This is a genomic window from Microbacterium sp. LEMMJ01 (genome assembly GCF_002114135.1).
Classification (GTDB): domain Bacteria; phylum Actinomycetota; class Actinomycetes; order Actinomycetales; family Microbacteriaceae; genus Microbacterium.
The window spans coordinates 52,295-66,315 of record NZ_NCTV01000034.1 but is presented as its reverse complement, the minus strand read 5'-3'; the positions used below and the strand labels follow the sequence as shown (position 1 = coordinate 66,315).

General features: G+C 71.4%; 16 protein-coding genes. 6 read left to right on the top strand and 10 right to left on the bottom strand.

Going from position 1 to position 14,021, the window contains the following annotated elements:
• Positions 1-109: 109 nt before the first annotated feature.
• From B7W94_RS13140 to B7W94_RS13125, 4 genes are all read left to right on the top strand, one after another.
• On the top strand, positions 110-529 hold the full coding sequence (locus tag B7W94_RS13140; protein WP_238695576.1) for a hypothetical protein: 420 nt from the start codon (positions 110-112) through the stop codon (positions 527-529).
• Positions 530-638: 109 nt separating this feature from the next.
• Positions 639-1,718, top strand: coding sequence for a GNAT family N-acetyltransferase (locus B7W94_RS13135; protein ID WP_085607008.1), 1,080 nt, complete (start codon positions 639-641; stop codon positions 1,716-1,718).
• Between the two features lie 99 nt (positions 1,719-1,817).
• Positions 1,818-2,513, top strand: coding sequence for an ABC transporter ATP-binding protein (locus B7W94_RS13130; RefSeq protein ID WP_025103323.1), 696 nt, complete (start codon positions 1,818-1,820; stop codon positions 2,511-2,513).
• Positions 2,510-3,829 (top strand): FtsX-like permease family protein, encoded by a 1,320-nt coding sequence (locus B7W94_RS13125; protein WP_025103322.1) that lies wholly within the window; start codon positions 2,510-2,512, stop codon positions 3,827-3,829. The genes B7W94_RS13130 and B7W94_RS13125 overlap by 4 nt, the downstream gene beginning before the upstream one ends.
• Positions 3,830-3,880: 51 nt before the next feature.
• Here the strand turns inward: B7W94_RS13125 and mutM are convergent, their stop codons facing one another.
• The 6 genes from mutM to B7W94_RS13095 all read right to left on the bottom strand — a co-directional run bounded on the left by mutM (position 3,881) and on the right by B7W94_RS13095 (position 8,986).
• Complete coding sequence (gene mutM, locus B7W94_RS13120; RefSeq protein ID WP_085607006.1) at positions 3,881-4,744, bottom strand: bifunctional DNA-formamidopyrimidine glycosylase/DNA-(apurinic or apyrimidinic site) lyase; 864 nt, start codon at positions 4,742-4,744, stop codon at positions 3,881-3,883.
• Positions 4,737-5,429, bottom strand: a complete 693-nt coding sequence (rnc, locus tag B7W94_RS13115; RefSeq protein WP_085607004.1) for a ribonuclease III — start codon at positions 5,427-5,429, stop codon at positions 4,737-4,739. The genes mutM and rnc overlap by 8 nt, the downstream gene beginning before the upstream one ends.
• A 10-nt stretch (positions 5,430-5,439) precedes the next feature.
• Positions 5,440-5,649, bottom strand: a complete 210-nt coding sequence (rpmF, locus tag B7W94_RS13110) for a 50S ribosomal protein L32 (protein ID WP_013586329.1) — start codon at positions 5,647-5,649, stop codon at positions 5,440-5,442.
• A 2-nt stretch (positions 5,650-5,651) separates the two neighbouring features.
• Positions 5,652-6,146, bottom strand: coding sequence for a YceD family protein (locus B7W94_RS13105; RefSeq protein ID WP_025103319.1), 495 nt, complete (start codon positions 6,144-6,146; stop codon positions 5,652-5,654).
• Positions 6,147-6,282: 136 nt separating this feature from the next.
• Positions 6,283-6,780, bottom strand: a complete 498-nt coding sequence (gene coaD / locus B7W94_RS13100) for a pantetheine-phosphate adenylyltransferase (protein WP_025103318.1) — start codon at positions 6,778-6,780, stop codon at positions 6,283-6,285.
• A gap of 31 nt (positions 6,781-6,811) precedes the next feature.
• Positions 6,812-8,986: an ATP-dependent DNA helicase RecG gene (locus B7W94_RS13095; protein ID WP_085607002.1), complete on the bottom strand. Its 2,175-nt coding sequence runs from the start codon at positions 8,984-8,986 to the stop codon at positions 6,812-6,814.
• Between the two features lie 60 nt (positions 8,987-9,046).
• Here B7W94_RS13095 and rsmD point away from each other — a divergent pair, with 60 nt between their 5' ends.
• Positions 9,047-9,661, top strand: a complete 615-nt coding sequence (gene rsmD, locus B7W94_RS13090; RefSeq protein WP_085607000.1) for a 16S rRNA (guanine(966)-N(2))-methyltransferase RsmD — start codon at positions 9,047-9,049, stop codon at positions 9,659-9,661.
• On the opposite strand, the gene thiL is transcribed toward rsmD, so the two are convergent.
• Complete coding sequence (gene thiL, locus B7W94_RS13085) at positions 9,631-10,626, bottom strand: thiamine-phosphate kinase (RefSeq protein WP_085606998.1); 996 nt, start codon at positions 10,624-10,626, stop codon at positions 9,631-9,633. The genes rsmD and thiL overlap by 31 nt on opposite strands.
• A gap of 23 nt (positions 10,627-10,649) precedes the next feature.
• Here thiL and B7W94_RS13080 point away from each other — a divergent pair, with 23 nt between their 5' ends.
• The gene (locus tag B7W94_RS13080) at positions 10,650-11,132 is read left to right on the top strand and encodes a DUF3515 domain-containing protein (RefSeq protein WP_085606996.1); all 483 of its coding nucleotides are present in this window, start codon (positions 10,650-10,652) and stop codon (positions 11,130-11,132) included.
• Positions 11,133-11,154: 22 nt separating this feature from the next.
• On the opposite strand, the gene B7W94_RS13075 is transcribed toward B7W94_RS13080, so the two are convergent.
• The 3 genes from B7W94_RS13075 to B7W94_RS13065 are packed head-to-tail and all read right to left on the bottom strand — an operon-like array spanning position 11,155 to position 14,021.
• Positions 11,155-12,237: a D-alanine--D-alanine ligase family protein gene (locus B7W94_RS13075; RefSeq protein ID WP_085606994.1), complete on the bottom strand. Its 1,083-nt coding sequence runs from the start codon at positions 12,235-12,237 to the stop codon at positions 11,155-11,157.
• Positions 12,137-13,276, bottom strand: coding sequence for an NAD(P)H-dependent glycerol-3-phosphate dehydrogenase (locus B7W94_RS13070; RefSeq protein ID WP_085606992.1), 1,140 nt, complete (start codon positions 13,274-13,276; stop codon positions 12,137-12,139). Before B7W94_RS13070 ends, B7W94_RS13075 begins: the two co-directional genes overlap by 101 nt.
• Entirely contained in the window at positions 13,266-14,021 is a 756-nt protein-coding gene (locus B7W94_RS13065) for a lysophospholipid acyltransferase family protein (protein ID WP_085606990.1), read from the bottom strand. Before B7W94_RS13065 ends, B7W94_RS13070 begins: the two co-directional genes overlap by 11 nt.

The window sequence follows — 14,021 nt, the reverse complement described above, 5'->3', positions numbered from 1 at the left end:
GGCGTCCGTCACGGCTCGCTCGGCTAGAACCGCAGCCTGGGAACGCAGGCCCGATCCGGGTCTTCTCCCGCCTGTTCTATCGCGTCCCACCCTCTGATCCCCTCGGATCATGGATCCCCGCCGCCTCCGGCCTCCGCATTCCGCGGCCCCGCAGGCGCTGCTCTCGTCCGCACCCGCCGCGGCCGACGACTCGGTCCTGACGTGGTGCTTCCGCACCCCATCCATCCCTTTCGAAGGAACCATCGTGAACATCACGCTGTCACGCAGCACCACCCATCCGCCCGATACCGAGGACCGCGAGGTCCTCCAGATCCCCCGCGACCACGAGCTCCGCGAGCTCGGCATCGCGGACCGCCTCTCGCTCCGGATCGGCCTCTGGCTGTTCCAGCGGGCGCAGCGGCCCCGTCGTCCGCGCCGGTCGTGGACCGTCGATCCCGGCGACCTGTTCCTCGTCGGAGAGCAGCGTCACCGTTCGGCCGCGGAGTCGCACGCCCTCCTCATGTACGACATGCAGCGCGGGATGCGCTGACCGGGCGATGACGACCGCATCGACGCCGACCCGGCGTCCGTCCGTTTACCCGCGGACGGGCGCCGGGACACCCGGCACCTCCTCCTCCCTCCGACACGAAGGACCTGACATGACGACCGCCGCACTGACGATCACGCCGCTGATCGTCCCGGCCACCCTCGACGATGCGAACGCCGCGGACTTCCGCGCGTACGGCACCCTGAACCGACAGATCTGCGACGAGCAGGTCGGTCTCCCCGAGCTCGCCCCGGACGCCGCGCAGATGCTGCCCAACTGGCAGGACGACTCCGATGCGCTGGACCTCGGATTCGTCGCCAGGGAGGGGGACGAGATCATAGGTATGGTGACGGTGTCCTTCCCGCAGGAGGAGGACGCGCGCGCCGCCGAGCTCGATCTCCTCGTCCCGGCCGCCCACGCCGGACGCGGTGTCGAGGACGCGCTGCTCGACCGCGCCGAGGCCGAGGCCAGGGAGCGCGGCCGGAGCGTCCTGCAGATCTGGACCCTGCACCGGCCCGAGGAGGCCGATCGCATGCTCCAGCCCCGGACCGGCTGGGGACGGATCCCGGCGACACCGCTGAGCGATGTCGTCGAGGCCCACGGCTTCACCCTGGAGCAGGTCGAGCGCAACAGCGAACTCGATCTGCGCGCCGATCCGGAGCCCCTGCGCCGCGCGTTGGATGCGGCCCTCGCGGCCGCGGGGCCGGACTACCGCGTGGTCGAGTGGGAGCTGCCCACCCCGCCGGAGCTCCGCGACGGGTATGCCGCTGTCCTCGCCCGGCTGTCGACCGATGCGCCCAGTGGCGATATGGATTTCGTCGCCGAGGTGTACGACGCGGAGCGGGTGATCCGCCGGGATGCGCGTCTCACCGGCGCCGGGCAGACGGTCTCCGTCGTGGCGGTGGAGCATGTCCCCTCCGGCACGCTCGTCGCGTACAACGAGTTGCTGATCGGCGCGGAGAAGACCGGGACCACCCACCAGTTCGGGACGCTGGTCGCGAAGGATCACCGCGGTCACCGCCTCGGCACGATCGTCAAATGCGCCAACCTCCTGCGCTGGCGGGAGCTCGTCCCCGGGTCGACCGTGGTCTCGACGTTCAATGCGGAGGAGAACCGGCCGATGCTCGGCATCAACGAGGCGATCGGCTTCGTGCCCGTGTCGTACGCAGGGGCGTGGCAGAAGAAGATCTGACGACGAGCGGTGGCCGTCATCCTCCCGGATGACGGCCACCGCTCAGCTTCATCCGCCGGGCCGACGACACCGGCACGGCCCCACGGCGAGGCTGGGAACATGAACACACCCGTGATCGAAGCCCACGCCCTCGTCAAGACCTACGGCGTCACCCACGCCCTCGCCGGTGTCGACCTCGCGGTGCACCGTGGCGAGTCCGTCGCCATCATGGGCGCGTCGGGCTCGGGGAAGACGACGCTCCTGCATGTGCTGGCGGGAATCACCGCACCGGACAGCGGGCGCGTGGTCTTCCAGCCCTCGACGGGCACGGCCATCGACGTGACCGCGCTGGGTGAGGCGGCGCGCTCCCGGCTGCGTCGCGAGCGCTTCGGGTTCGTCTTCCAGCAGGGACTGCTGATCCCCGAGCTGACGGCGGTGGAGAACGTCGCCCTCGCCTCGATGATCAACGGCGTCGCCAAGAAGGACGCCCTCCCCCACGCGGCGTCGTGGCTCGCGGCGCTGGGTCTCGGCGGTATGGAGGAACGGCGCATCGGCGAGCTCTCCGGAGGACAGGCGCAGCGCGTGGCCATCGCCAGAGCCCAGGCGACGGGTGCGGACCTCGTCTTCGCCGACGAGCCGACCGGCGCTCTGGATTCGCACACCTCCGCCGAGGTCATGGACGCTCTCCTCTGGTCCACGACCGGGCAGGGCCGCACCCTCATCGTCGTCACGCACGACGCCGACGTCGCCGCACGCTGCACGCGCACCGTCGCCGTCAGGGACGGCCGCATCCTCGGCTCGGCGGTGAACGCATGAATCTCTCCGTCCTCGGCCTGCTCCTGCGCCCGGCTCCCGGCCAGCGCAGCGTCCTCGCGCTGCCGATCGTCGCCTTCGCGGTGGTCACGACCCTGGTCCTCACCGTCGTCGGCGGGGCCCAGGCCTTCTGGACCTGGACCGACGACGAGGCTGTTCTCTATCAGGGCCTCGCCGCCATCGCTCTCGTCCTGCTTGTCGTGCCGCTGACCTCGCTCGGCGGCGCCGCCGCCCGGTTGTCCGCGCGGCGCCGCGACGAAAGGCTATCCACGCTGCGGCTGCTCGGGGTGACCCCGGGTGGTGTGACGACGGCCACGGTGGTCGAGTCGGTCCTCGTCGCCGCCGCCGGCGCCGTCATCGGTATCGGGGGTCACCTGGCCCTGAGTCCGCTCATCGGTCTGATACCGTTCCGCGGCGAGCCGCTCGGCCTGGCTGCCGTCGTTCTCTCCCCGGTGATGATCGCCGCCGTCGTGGGCGGCGTCCTGCTGCTCGCCGCGGGCAGCGCCGTCGTGGGGCTGCGTCGGGTCGTGATCTCGCCGCTCGGGGTCCGCACGCGCACGGCGCCGACGAACGTGCACTGGATCCGCGCCGTCATCGCGGTCGCGGGCATCGCCATCGCGTTCGCGCTCATCAAGGTGTTCCCGATGATCGGCGGGGTCGTGGCGACGATCGCCGTGCTCGCTGCGATGTTCGCCCTCGCGCTGAGCGTCCTCAATCTGCTCGGTCCGTGGGTGCTGAAGGTCTCGGCGGGGCGCCAGCTCCGGCGGGCGGAGCGCCCGGAGCGGTTGCTCGCGGCCCGCCTCGTTCTCGACTCCCCGAAGGCGGCCTGGCGTCAGGTCGGCGGCATCGCGATGGCGAGCTTCATGGCCGTCTTCGCGGGCACCGGCGTCGCGCTCCTCGACACGATCGGGGCGAGCGACGATCCGTCCAGCATTGCGCTCGCGGAGGACATCCGCACCGGGCTCATCATCACCCTCATCGGGTCGTTCCTCATGGTGGCCGCCTCCGTCGGCGTGAATCAGGCCTCGGACGTGCTCGACAAGAGCGACCTGCACGAAAGCCTGCACCATCTGGGCATGCCCGTCGAGACCGTGGACCGCGCGCGCCGTCGCGCGATCATGTCGCCACTGCTGGTCACGGCGGTCGGATCCGCGCTGTGCGCTGCCGTGCTCGTGTTCCCGCTGGTGGGCATCGCGCTGATCGTCGCGCCCCTCTCGCTGATGACGATCGCGACTGTCGTCGCCGTCGGCATCGGTGTCGTGTGGGCGAGCACCTGGGCGACCCGCCCGCTGCTGGATCGGGCTTTCGCTCCGGCGTGAGACGGTGGCGGGCCGGGTCCGTCCGACCCGCCACGCGCGACTCGGCCCCGGTCAGCGCCTCCGTTGGCAGCGCGGGCAGAAGTGCGAAGAGCGGTTCATGAAAGCGGCACGGGTGATCGGCGTGCCGCAGCGCGGGCAGGGCTTCCCTCCGCGCCCGTAGGCGTTCAGGGAGTGCGCGAAGTAACCGGCCTTCCCGTTGACGTTGACGTACTGGGCGTCGAAGCTCGTGCCGCCCTCGGCGAGAGCCTTCTGCAGGACCGACCGCACTTCCGCGAGCAGGCGATTCACGGCTCGGGTCGGCAGAGCGTCGGCCGGTGTCTCCGGATGGATGCGGGCCGCCCACAGCGACTCGTCGGCGTAGATGTTGCCGATGCCGCTCACCACGCCCTGGTCCAGCAGCACCCGCTTGATCGCGCTGTGCCGCCGGGCGAGAGCGGCCCGGAAGACCCGGTCGTCGAAGAACGGGTCGAGCGGGTCGCGAGCGATGTGCGCGACCTGTGTCGGGATGCGGGAGGGGCCGTCGGCGATGAGAGCGTCGACGGCGAGGGAGCCGAACGTCCGCTGATCCGCGAACACGATCGCGAGCTCGCCGTGTCGGGGATGCTCGATCCCGAGGCGGACACGCTCGTGGCGCTCGGTCGGCGCGTCCGGCGCGCGGAGCAGCATCTGGCCGCTCATGCCCAGATGCGCGATCAGAGCGGAGTCGCCATCGTCCACGGGGAGCCAGAGGAACTTGCCCCTCCGCGCGGCCGCGGTGAAGCGGCGACCCTCCAGACGCTGGACGAAGTCCGCAGCTCCGGCGGTATGCCGGGTGAGGGCGCGTTCGTCGAAGACGCTGACGCCTGTGATGACCGCGTCGACCGCGGCAGGGGCGAGGCCGGAGCGGACGACCTCGACCTCGGGGAGCTCAGGCACGCTCGCTGAGCGTACGCCAGGCGCTGAGGGCCGCGGCCATCTCCGCCGTCTTCTTGCTGCTGCCGGCGCCCGTCATCCGCACGTCGCCGACGGCGACGGTCGCCGTGAAGCGCCGGTCGTGGTCGGGGCCGCTGGCCTCGACCGAGTACTGCGGAGGCGTGGCGCCGAGGCGGGCCGCGAGCTCCTGCAGGCTCGTCTTCGGGTCCATCGCCGCGCCGTACCGCGCGGGGTCGGCGAGCAGCGGCTCGGTCAGACGCAGGACGAGCGCCGTCGCGGCCTCGGGCCCGGCGGACAGATAGGTGGCGCCGATGACGGCCTCCATGGTGTCCGCGAGGATCGAGTCCTTGTCGCGCCCACCGGTCTGCTCCTCACCGCGCCCGAGCAGCAGGTGGCTGCCGAGATCGATGCCGCGAGCGACCTCCGCCAGCGCGACCGTCGACACGACGCTCGCCCGGCGCTTCGCCAGCTCCCCCTCGTCGAGCTCGGGGTGCCGCGTGAACAGCATGACGGTCACGGCCTGACCCAGCACCGAGTCGCCGAGGAACTCGAGACGCTCGTTGTGCGGGATGCCGCCGTGCTCGTACGCGTAGGAGCGGTGGGTGAGGGCCAACTCCAGAAGCTCCGCGTCGATCTCGACGCGGAGCTTATCTGGGAGAGGCCTCGTCCCCCCGGGGACCTCCGTCACGGTTCGCGACTCAGACGTCGGCGACCTTGCGGCCCTTGTACTCGAGGAAGAGCTCGGTGCCCTGCGAGTCGGTGACGACCTTCGCCTGGTGCGGACGGCTGTAGACGACCTTGCCGTTCTCGATGGTCTTGACGAGCGCGGGGGCCTCGGCCTTCCACTGCGCACGGCGCGAGCGGGTGTTCGAACGGGAGACCTTGCGCTTCGGGGGGTTACCAGCCATGACTAGCTCTCTTCTTTCTCGGCGGCACCGCGTTCTGCCGTGCCGTCCTGGTCTGTGATCTGCTGGAGCGCGCTCCACCGAGGATCGATGGGAGCGGCCTGCTCCGTTCCGGTGCTCTCGGTCAGCCTCTCGCCTGTGACCGGGTCGAGCCCGAGGCAATCCGGCTGACACACCGGCTGAAAAGGAAGGGCCAGTACGGCCGCATCCCTGACGAGAGTTTCAAGATCCACGTGGTCGTCTTGAACCTCGAAGTCAGTTTCTTCCTCACCAGGATACGCGAAAAGCTCCTGGAACTCGACTTCGACGGGCCGAGCGATGTCGGTGAGGCATCGACCGCACACGCCGACGTACTCGCCCTCCGCCTCTCCGGTGACGAGGATGCCCTCGTGGACGGACTCCAGCCGCACGTCGAGATCGAGTTCCGAGCCCGCCTCGAACGAGACGATGCCCTCCCCCCACTGCTCCGTCAGGGGCACCGAGAAGGAGTGCTCGCGCATCTCCCCCGGGCGCCGGACGATGTCACGGACGGGGAGGACGAAAGGGCTGTTGAGTCGGGAACGCACCCCGCCATGCTACCCGGGTCACCGGTGAGGAGGGCCGGGAGACCGCCGGGAACGGGACCGTGGTCGCGGATCAGATACCGCGCGCGCCGGTGTCGAGGAACGAGGCGACAGCCGGCGGGACGAACGGCGAGACGTCGCCCCCGAGACCGGCGACCTGACGCACCAGCGAGCTCGAGACCATCGCATGCGCGGGGTCGGGCAGCAGGAAGACGGTCTCGATGTCGGCGAGGTGCCGGTTGACGATCGCCATGGGCGACTCGTACGCCACGTCGACCTGCGAGCGGATGCCCTTCACGAGCACACCGGCGTTCACGTCGCGCGCATAGTCGACGAGGAGTCCCATGCTCCAGGAGCCGATGACGATGTTGCCCGCCATGCCGTCCTCGGCGATCGAACGCTCCAGGAGGGAGAGCCGCTGCGCGATCGGCAGCATCGCCTCCTTGCCCGGGTTGTGCACCACGAGCACATGCAGCTCGTCGTAGAGGGCGGCCGCGCGCCGGATCACGTCGAGGTGACCCAGGGTCGGCGGATCGAAGGAACCCGGGACGACGGCGATCCGGCTGCTCATGGAATCCAGCCTAGGGCACCCGGAACGGCGATCAGTTCTTCGCCAGCGCCGCGCGATCCTCGTCGGTGACGCGCCGTCCGATGGCCTCCCGGAGCCCGGGGTGAGCGGCCAGCTCGGGGTCGGCGGCGAGGATGTCCTCCGCGAGCTCGCGGGCCCGGGTGATGAGAGCGGCGTCCTTCACGACACGCAGCAGCTTGAGGGACGACCGCACCCCGGCCTGTGCCGCGCCGAGCACGTCGCCTTCGCCGCGGAGTTCGAGGTCGACCTCGGCCAGCGCGAACCCGTCGAGGGTGGCGGCGACCGCATCGACGCGTTCGCGGGCCACCGATCCGGCCTCGGCCTCGGTCACGAGCAGGCAGAGACCCGGGACGCCCCCTCGTCCCACCCGACCGCGGAGCTGGTGCAGCTGGGACACTCCGAAACGGTCGGCGTCCAGCACGATCATCGTCGACGCGTTGGGGACGTCCACGCCCACCTCGATCACGGTCGTCGCGAGCAGGAGGTCGATCTCCCCGCGGGCGAAGGCCTGCATGACGGCGTCCTTCTCCTCCGAGGGCATCTTCCCGTGGAGCACCGCACGTCGCAGACCGCCGAGGGTCGGATGCGTGGCCAGCGCCTCGTCGAGCTGAACGACGCCCCACCGAGGGCCTTTGCCGCCCTCCGGGGCGAGCAGCGCCTGCTCCCCCGCCTCGGCCGTCTTCGCCGCGGTGTCGATGGCCGCGCAGACCGCGAACACCTGCCGGCCCTGCGCGATCTCCTCCGCCGCCCGCTCCCACACCCGGTTGAACCAGCCCGGGTGCTCGGCCAACGGCGCCACGTACGACTCGATGCCGGCGCGCCCCGCCGGCATCGTGCGGATGACCGAGGTGTCGAGGTCGCCGAAGACCGTCATCGCGACCGTCCGCGGGATCGGGGTCGCGGTGAGGACGAGCGCGTGCGGGCTGGACCCCTTCGCCCGCAGCGCCTCCCGCTGCTCGACTCCGAAGCGGTGCTGCTCGTCGACCACGACGAGACCGAGATCGGCGAACGTGGTCTTCTCCCCGAGGAGCGCGTGGGTGCCGACCACGATCAGCGCCTGGCCGGAGGCGACGCGCAGCGCGGCCTTGCGGCGATCCGCCGCCGGCATCTGCCCGGTGAGCAGCGTCGGCATCAGCAGCGGGGCGAGCTGCGGGCCGAGCATCTTCGTGATCGAACGCAGATGCTGCGCCGCGAGGACTTCCGTCGGAGCGATCAGGGCCGCCTGTCCCCCGCTCTCGGCGACCTGCAGCATCGCCCGCAGCGCCACCAGCGTCTTTCCCGAACCGACCTCGCCCTGCACGAGCCGGTTCATCGGCCAGGAGCCGAGGAGATCGTCTGCGATCTGGGCGCCGACGGTCTGCTGATCCGGCGTGAGCGTGTAGGGCAGGGCGGCGTCGAAGCGCTCCAGCAGCCCGCCGGGTGCCGCCGGCCGCGAGGTGGCGGCCAGGGCGCGCACCGCGTCGCGCTGCTGGAGCAGGGCCGTCTGGAGCGTGAGCGCCTCGTGCATGCGCAGCGTGCGCACCGCGGGATCGATCTCGTCGCGGGAGCGCGGGCGGTGGATCGCCTCCAGGGCCTCCCGCGCCGTCAGCAGCTCTTCGCGGGTGCGGATCTCCGGGGTCAGCGGGTCGGGGACCGACGACAGGTCGTCGAGGACGCGCCCGACGAGCCGGGCGATCTGCCACGTCTGGATCGCGGAGGTGGCCGGATAGATCGGGATCGGGACCGCCGCCCTCGCATCCGCCCGCCGGCGCGCCGCGTCCTCATCGTCGAACAGCTCGTACTCCGGGTGGGCGAACTGGGTCATGCCGTTGAACTCGCCGACCTTGCCGGAGAACACACCACGGCGCCCGACCGCCAGGTCCTTGGAGCGCCACTCCGCCGCGCCGACGTTCTTCGCGAAGAAAGTCAGCGACATGCGACCGACGCCGTCGCCGATGACGACGTCGACCATGGCCCCCGGTCGATTGCGCATCCGGCGGAAGCTCGACGAGAGGACTTCGGCGACGATCGTGACGGTCTCCCCGATCGGGAGGTCGCGGATGGGAGTGAGCTCCCCCGGGTCGGCGTACCGGCGTGGGTAGTGCGCGAGCAGGTCGCCGACGGTCTTCATGCCGAAGGCGCGGTCGAGCGTCTTGGCCGACGCCGCGCCGAGGGCCTCCTCGAGCGAGGATTCGAGCGTGAGCGACATGCTCCGAGTCTAGGGAACCGCACGGACACGACCGTCCGCGGCCTGTCGTATCGTGAACGGGTGACGAGGATCATCGCCGGAACGGCACGCGGCACCCGGCTCGACGTCCCCGGCGCCGGGACCAGGCCCACGAGCGACCGCGTGCGCGAATCCCTGTTCGGCGCCCTGGAGTCGCTCGACGCGATCGCGGACGCCCGCGTGCTCGACCTCTACGCGGGGTCGGGGGCGCTCGGGCTCGAGGCCCTGAGCCGCGGCGCCCGGAGCGCCGACCTCGTCGAGCGGGGCCGGCAGGCCGCAGCCGTCGTGCGGCGCAACGCCGCGGCCGTCGCGAAGGCCTCCGGTGCCGCGACCGCACGGGTTCAGGAGGCGACGGTCCGGGCGTTCCTCGGCCGCGCGTCCGGGCCCTACGACCTCGTGTTCACGGATCCGCCGTACGACATCGACGATGAGGCGATGGACGGCGACCTCGCCGCCCTCGCTCCGCTGCTCAGCGACGATGCCGTGGTGGTCGTCGAACGAGCCCGGCGCTCCACCGCCCCCGACTTCGCAGCCGCCGGGCTCCGGGTGTTCCGGGAGAAGACCTACGGCGACACGACCCTGTGGTGGGCGGAGCCCGGCCCGCAGGACGCCGCGTCGGCGGAGGTTCAGCCCGAGACGGAGTCCCAGTCCCGGTAGGGGTCCCAGCCGCTGACGTCCACGGGACCGGCGTCGCAGAGCAGGTCCTCCTCGCCGCGCGGACGCACGACGCCGATCGCACGGAAGCCCGGCGGCAGCACGCCGTCGGGGAACGTCGCGAGCAGCGCATGGTCCTCGCCGCCCGCGAGCGCCCGCTGCGGACTCGCGCCGAGCGCGGCGCCGTCCAGCGCGAGGGTGACGCCGGAGGCCTCCGCGAGGCGCCGCGCATCGAGGGCGAGGCCGTCCGAGACGTCCATCATCGCGGTCGCGCCGGCCGCGGCCGCGACGACGCCGAGGCCGATCGGCGGCGACGGCCGCAGCTGCGCGGCGACCGCAGCGCTCTCCCCGGGTGCGAGAGCCGCGGGATCGACCGGGACCGGCGTCTCGCCGTCTCGGAAGCGTCCGAACAGCACGGCCAGCCCGTGTGCGGCGTGACCCAGTTCTCCGGCGACGGCGACGACATCGCCCGGTCGTGCCCCCGCCCTGGTCACCGGGGGGCGGCCTTCGAGGTCACCCAGAGCCGTCACAGCGACCGTGAGCACCTCGGACACCGTGAGATCCCCGCCGACCACCGCGCACCCGGGGGCGAGCGCCGCGCAGGCCTCGCGGAAGCCGTCTGCCAGGCGCTCCACGAAGGACACCCGGAGGTCGCGCGGCACGGCCAGGGCCACGAGTAGTGCGGTCGGGCGTGCGCCCATCGCGGCGATGTCGGCGAGGTTGACCGCCGCCGCCTTCCATCCGAGGTCGTACCCGCTCGTCCAGGCGAGCCGCAAGTCGGGCCCGTGCACGAGCGTGTCCGTCGTCGCGACGACCGATGCCGAGGGGGCGGCGATCACGGCGGCATCGTCACCGGGACCGAGGAGCGTGTGCGCGCCCGGCGCGGTGCGCTGGAGGATGGCGCGGAGGATGCGACCCTCCGAGAGATCTCCCAGGCGCGGATCGTCGGAGTCGGGTCGGGAGGGCATGTCGTCAAAGGTAGCCTGGATACATGCTTCGTTCCCGCCGCCTCGCTGCCGTCGCGGGGGCGATCGCTCTCGCCGCCGGACTCGCCGGATGCTCCACGACCGTGCATCTCGAGCCGGCCGCCGACGCGAACGACCCGGCCTGCGCGAACGTCTCCGTGCTCCTGCCGGACACCGTCGGCGGGTACGAGCGCGTGTGGACCGACGCGCAGGGCACGGGCGCCTGGGGAGACCCCACGGTCGTCCTGCGCTGCGGCGTGGAGCCGCCCGCCCCGTCCGATCTCGTCTGCACCACCCTCGGCGGCGTCGACTGGCTCGTCCTGGAGCAGGAGGAGGAGCGCCAGCGCCTCGTCACCTACGGTCGCGAACCGGCCATCGAGGTGATCATCCGCCGCGGCGAGCAGGTCGACTTCCAGTCGATCGTCGACAGCCTGTCGTCGAACATCCAGTCCGGGCTCGCCCCGGCGACCGCGCAGTGCACCGACCGGGTGGAGTTCCCCGCGGGCTGAGCACGCGCGGGGAACCACGCCGTCAGCGGCGCAGGCCCGCCTCGACCAGTTCCGTGATGAGGTCGCCGTAGCTCAGTCCCGATGCCACCCAGCACTTCGGGAACATCGAAATGGGCGTGAATCCGGGCATGGTGTTGAGCTCGTTCACGACGAGCTCGCCGGTCGGGGTGAGGAACATGTCCACCCGGGCGAGGCCGCGACCGTCGACCGCCTGGAAGGCCCGGACGCCGGCCTCCTGGACGGCGGCCACCTCCGCCTCGGTCAGCTCTGCCGGACACACCACGTCGACGCCGTCGCCGCCGAGGTATTTCCCCTCGAAGTCGTAGAAGCCGCGGTCGGTCAGCACGATCTCGCCGGGGAGGGAGGCGCGGACGCCGTCGGCCGTCTCGAGGACGGCCACCTCGATCTCCCGCCCGGTGACACCGGCCTCGATGAGCACCTTGTCGTCCTCGGCGAAGGCGATGGCGAGGGCGGCGTCGAGTTCCTCCGGCGCCGACACCTTCGAGACGCCGACGCTCGACCCGGCGCGAGCGGGCTTGACGAAGACGGGCAGGCCGAAGTCGGCGGCGCGGGCGCGGAGGGCATCGGGGTCGGCGTCCCAGTCACGACGGCGCACGGTCACACCCGGCGCCACCGCGATCCCGCTGGCCTGGAGGGCGATCTTCATGAAGTGCTTGTCCATGCACAGCGCCGAGTCGAGCACGCCGCCCCCGGCGTAGGGGACCTCGAGCGTGTCGAAGTAGCCCTGGATCGTGCCGTCCTCACCGTGCGGTCCGTGCAGGATCGGCAGCACGACGTCGATCTCGCCGAGCCCCTCGGTCTCGCCGCCCGGATGCAGGACCCGCAGGGTGCGGTCGCCCCCGGGTTCCGGCCAGAGCACCCGGGTGCCGTTGTCGACGACCTCCGGGAGATGGGCGGCGTCGAGCGGGAACTTCGCCGGGTCGTCGTCCTCGAGGACGAAGGCACCCTCGCGGGTGATCCCCACCGGGATCACGGCATACCGGTCACGATCGATCGCGCCCAGCACTCCCCCCGCCGTTGCGGAACTGATCGAATGCTCGCTGGAGCGCCCTCCGAAGAGCACCACCACCGTCTGCTTGTCCATGGTTGGTCCTCTCCCCCTGCGGGGTGTCGTCGTCCGTCGTGAGATGCGGGGCGATGTCCCGGGGATCCATCTTGCCGTCGAGCACCATCTTCACCTGCTCGACGATCGGCATGTGCACATCGGCTTCGCGGGCGAGCTGCAGCACCGGCGCGACCGAGGCGAGCCCCTCGGCCGTCTGCTGCATCTGCTTCACGACGTCCTGGAAGCTGTAGCCCTGCCCGAGCAGCCGCCCGGCGGTGTTGTTGCGGCTCAGGGGCGACTGGCAGGTCGCGATGAGGTCGCCGAGACCAGCCAGTCCCTGCAGGGTCTCCGGCTGGGCGCCGTTCGCGACCGCGAAGTCGGTCATCTCGACGAGGCCGCGGGTGATGATGGACGCCTTGGTGTTCTCGCCGTACCCGACGCCGTCGACGATGCCGATGGCGACGGCGATGAGGTTCTTGAGCACTCCGCCGAACTCCGTGCCGATGACGTCCGTGTTCACGAACGTCCGGAAGTAGGAGTTGCGCGCGGCCCGAGCCACGACGTCCGCGGTCTCCTGGCTGCGCGACGAGATCACGGCTGCGGTCGGCTGCTCCCGCGCGATCTCCAGGGCGAGATTCGGTCCGGAGGCCACGGCGATCCGGTCGGGATCGCACTGCAGCTCCTGCTGGATGACCTGGCTCATGCGCAGGCCGGTGCCCCGCTCGACGCCCTTCATGAGGCTGACGATCTTGGCGTCGCCCGAAGCGATCAGCGGGCGCAGTGCCTTGAGATTCTCCCGCAGCGACTGGCTCGGCACGGACAGATACACCTGGTCGACGCCGTCGAGCGCGGTCGCCAGCTCGTGCGTGGCCGCCATCGTGCGGGGCAGGTTGATTCCCGGCAGGTAACGCGAGTTGCGCTTCGCCTCGTCGATCTCATGCGCCAGCTCGGCCCGACGCGCCCACATCGTCACGTGGGCGCCGCCGTCGGCGAGGATCTTGCCGAACGTGGTGCCCCAGCTGCCGGCGCCGATCACGGCGACGCGGGGTCCGGCCGGCACGGTTCTCTTAGGGGTCAAGGCGTCCGGTCTCCTTCTGTCCGTGGCTCGCCGGGTTCCAGCGCTCCGCGGGGGCCTTCTCGCCGCGCACCTGCTCCAGCAGCGCGGTGATCGCGTTCATGAGTCGGTTGGTGGCCTCCGTCAGCGCCGCCGGCTCACCCGCGCGGCCGCGGAGATCGGAGACGTCGACGGGGTCGCCGACGATCAAGGTGACGGGCTTGCGGAGCGGCCAGAGGCTCAGCCCCTTCTGGTAGCGGCCCATGATCGCCTGCGTGCCCCATTGCGCCATGGGGATGAGCGGGATGCCGTCGGCGAGGGCGAGCCGCACCGCGCCCGACTTGCCGCGCATCGGCCACATGTCGGGGTCTCGGGTGAGCGTGCCCTCCGGGTACACGATGACACCGCGGCCGTGCTCCACGAGGGCTGCCGACTGGGCCATCGTCTGCTTCGCGGACGACGCCGACGAGGTGCGTGCGACCGGGATCATCCCCGTCTTGCGCAGGAACCACCCGAGCACGGGCACGCGGAAGAGGCTCTCCTTGGCCATGAACCGCGGAGCGCGCCCGATCCGCCAGACCGCCAAGGCGACGATCAGCGGATCGAACTCCGAGTAGTGGTTCGGCGCAAGGACGAAAGCACCCTCTCGCGGGAGCTTCTCCGCCCCGATGATGCGGACCTTCGCGATCAGCGACACCAACGGGACGACGATCGCCGCGAGCGGCCAGAACACGCTCGGCCGTGTCTTCTCCGGCGACCGGGAAGCCAT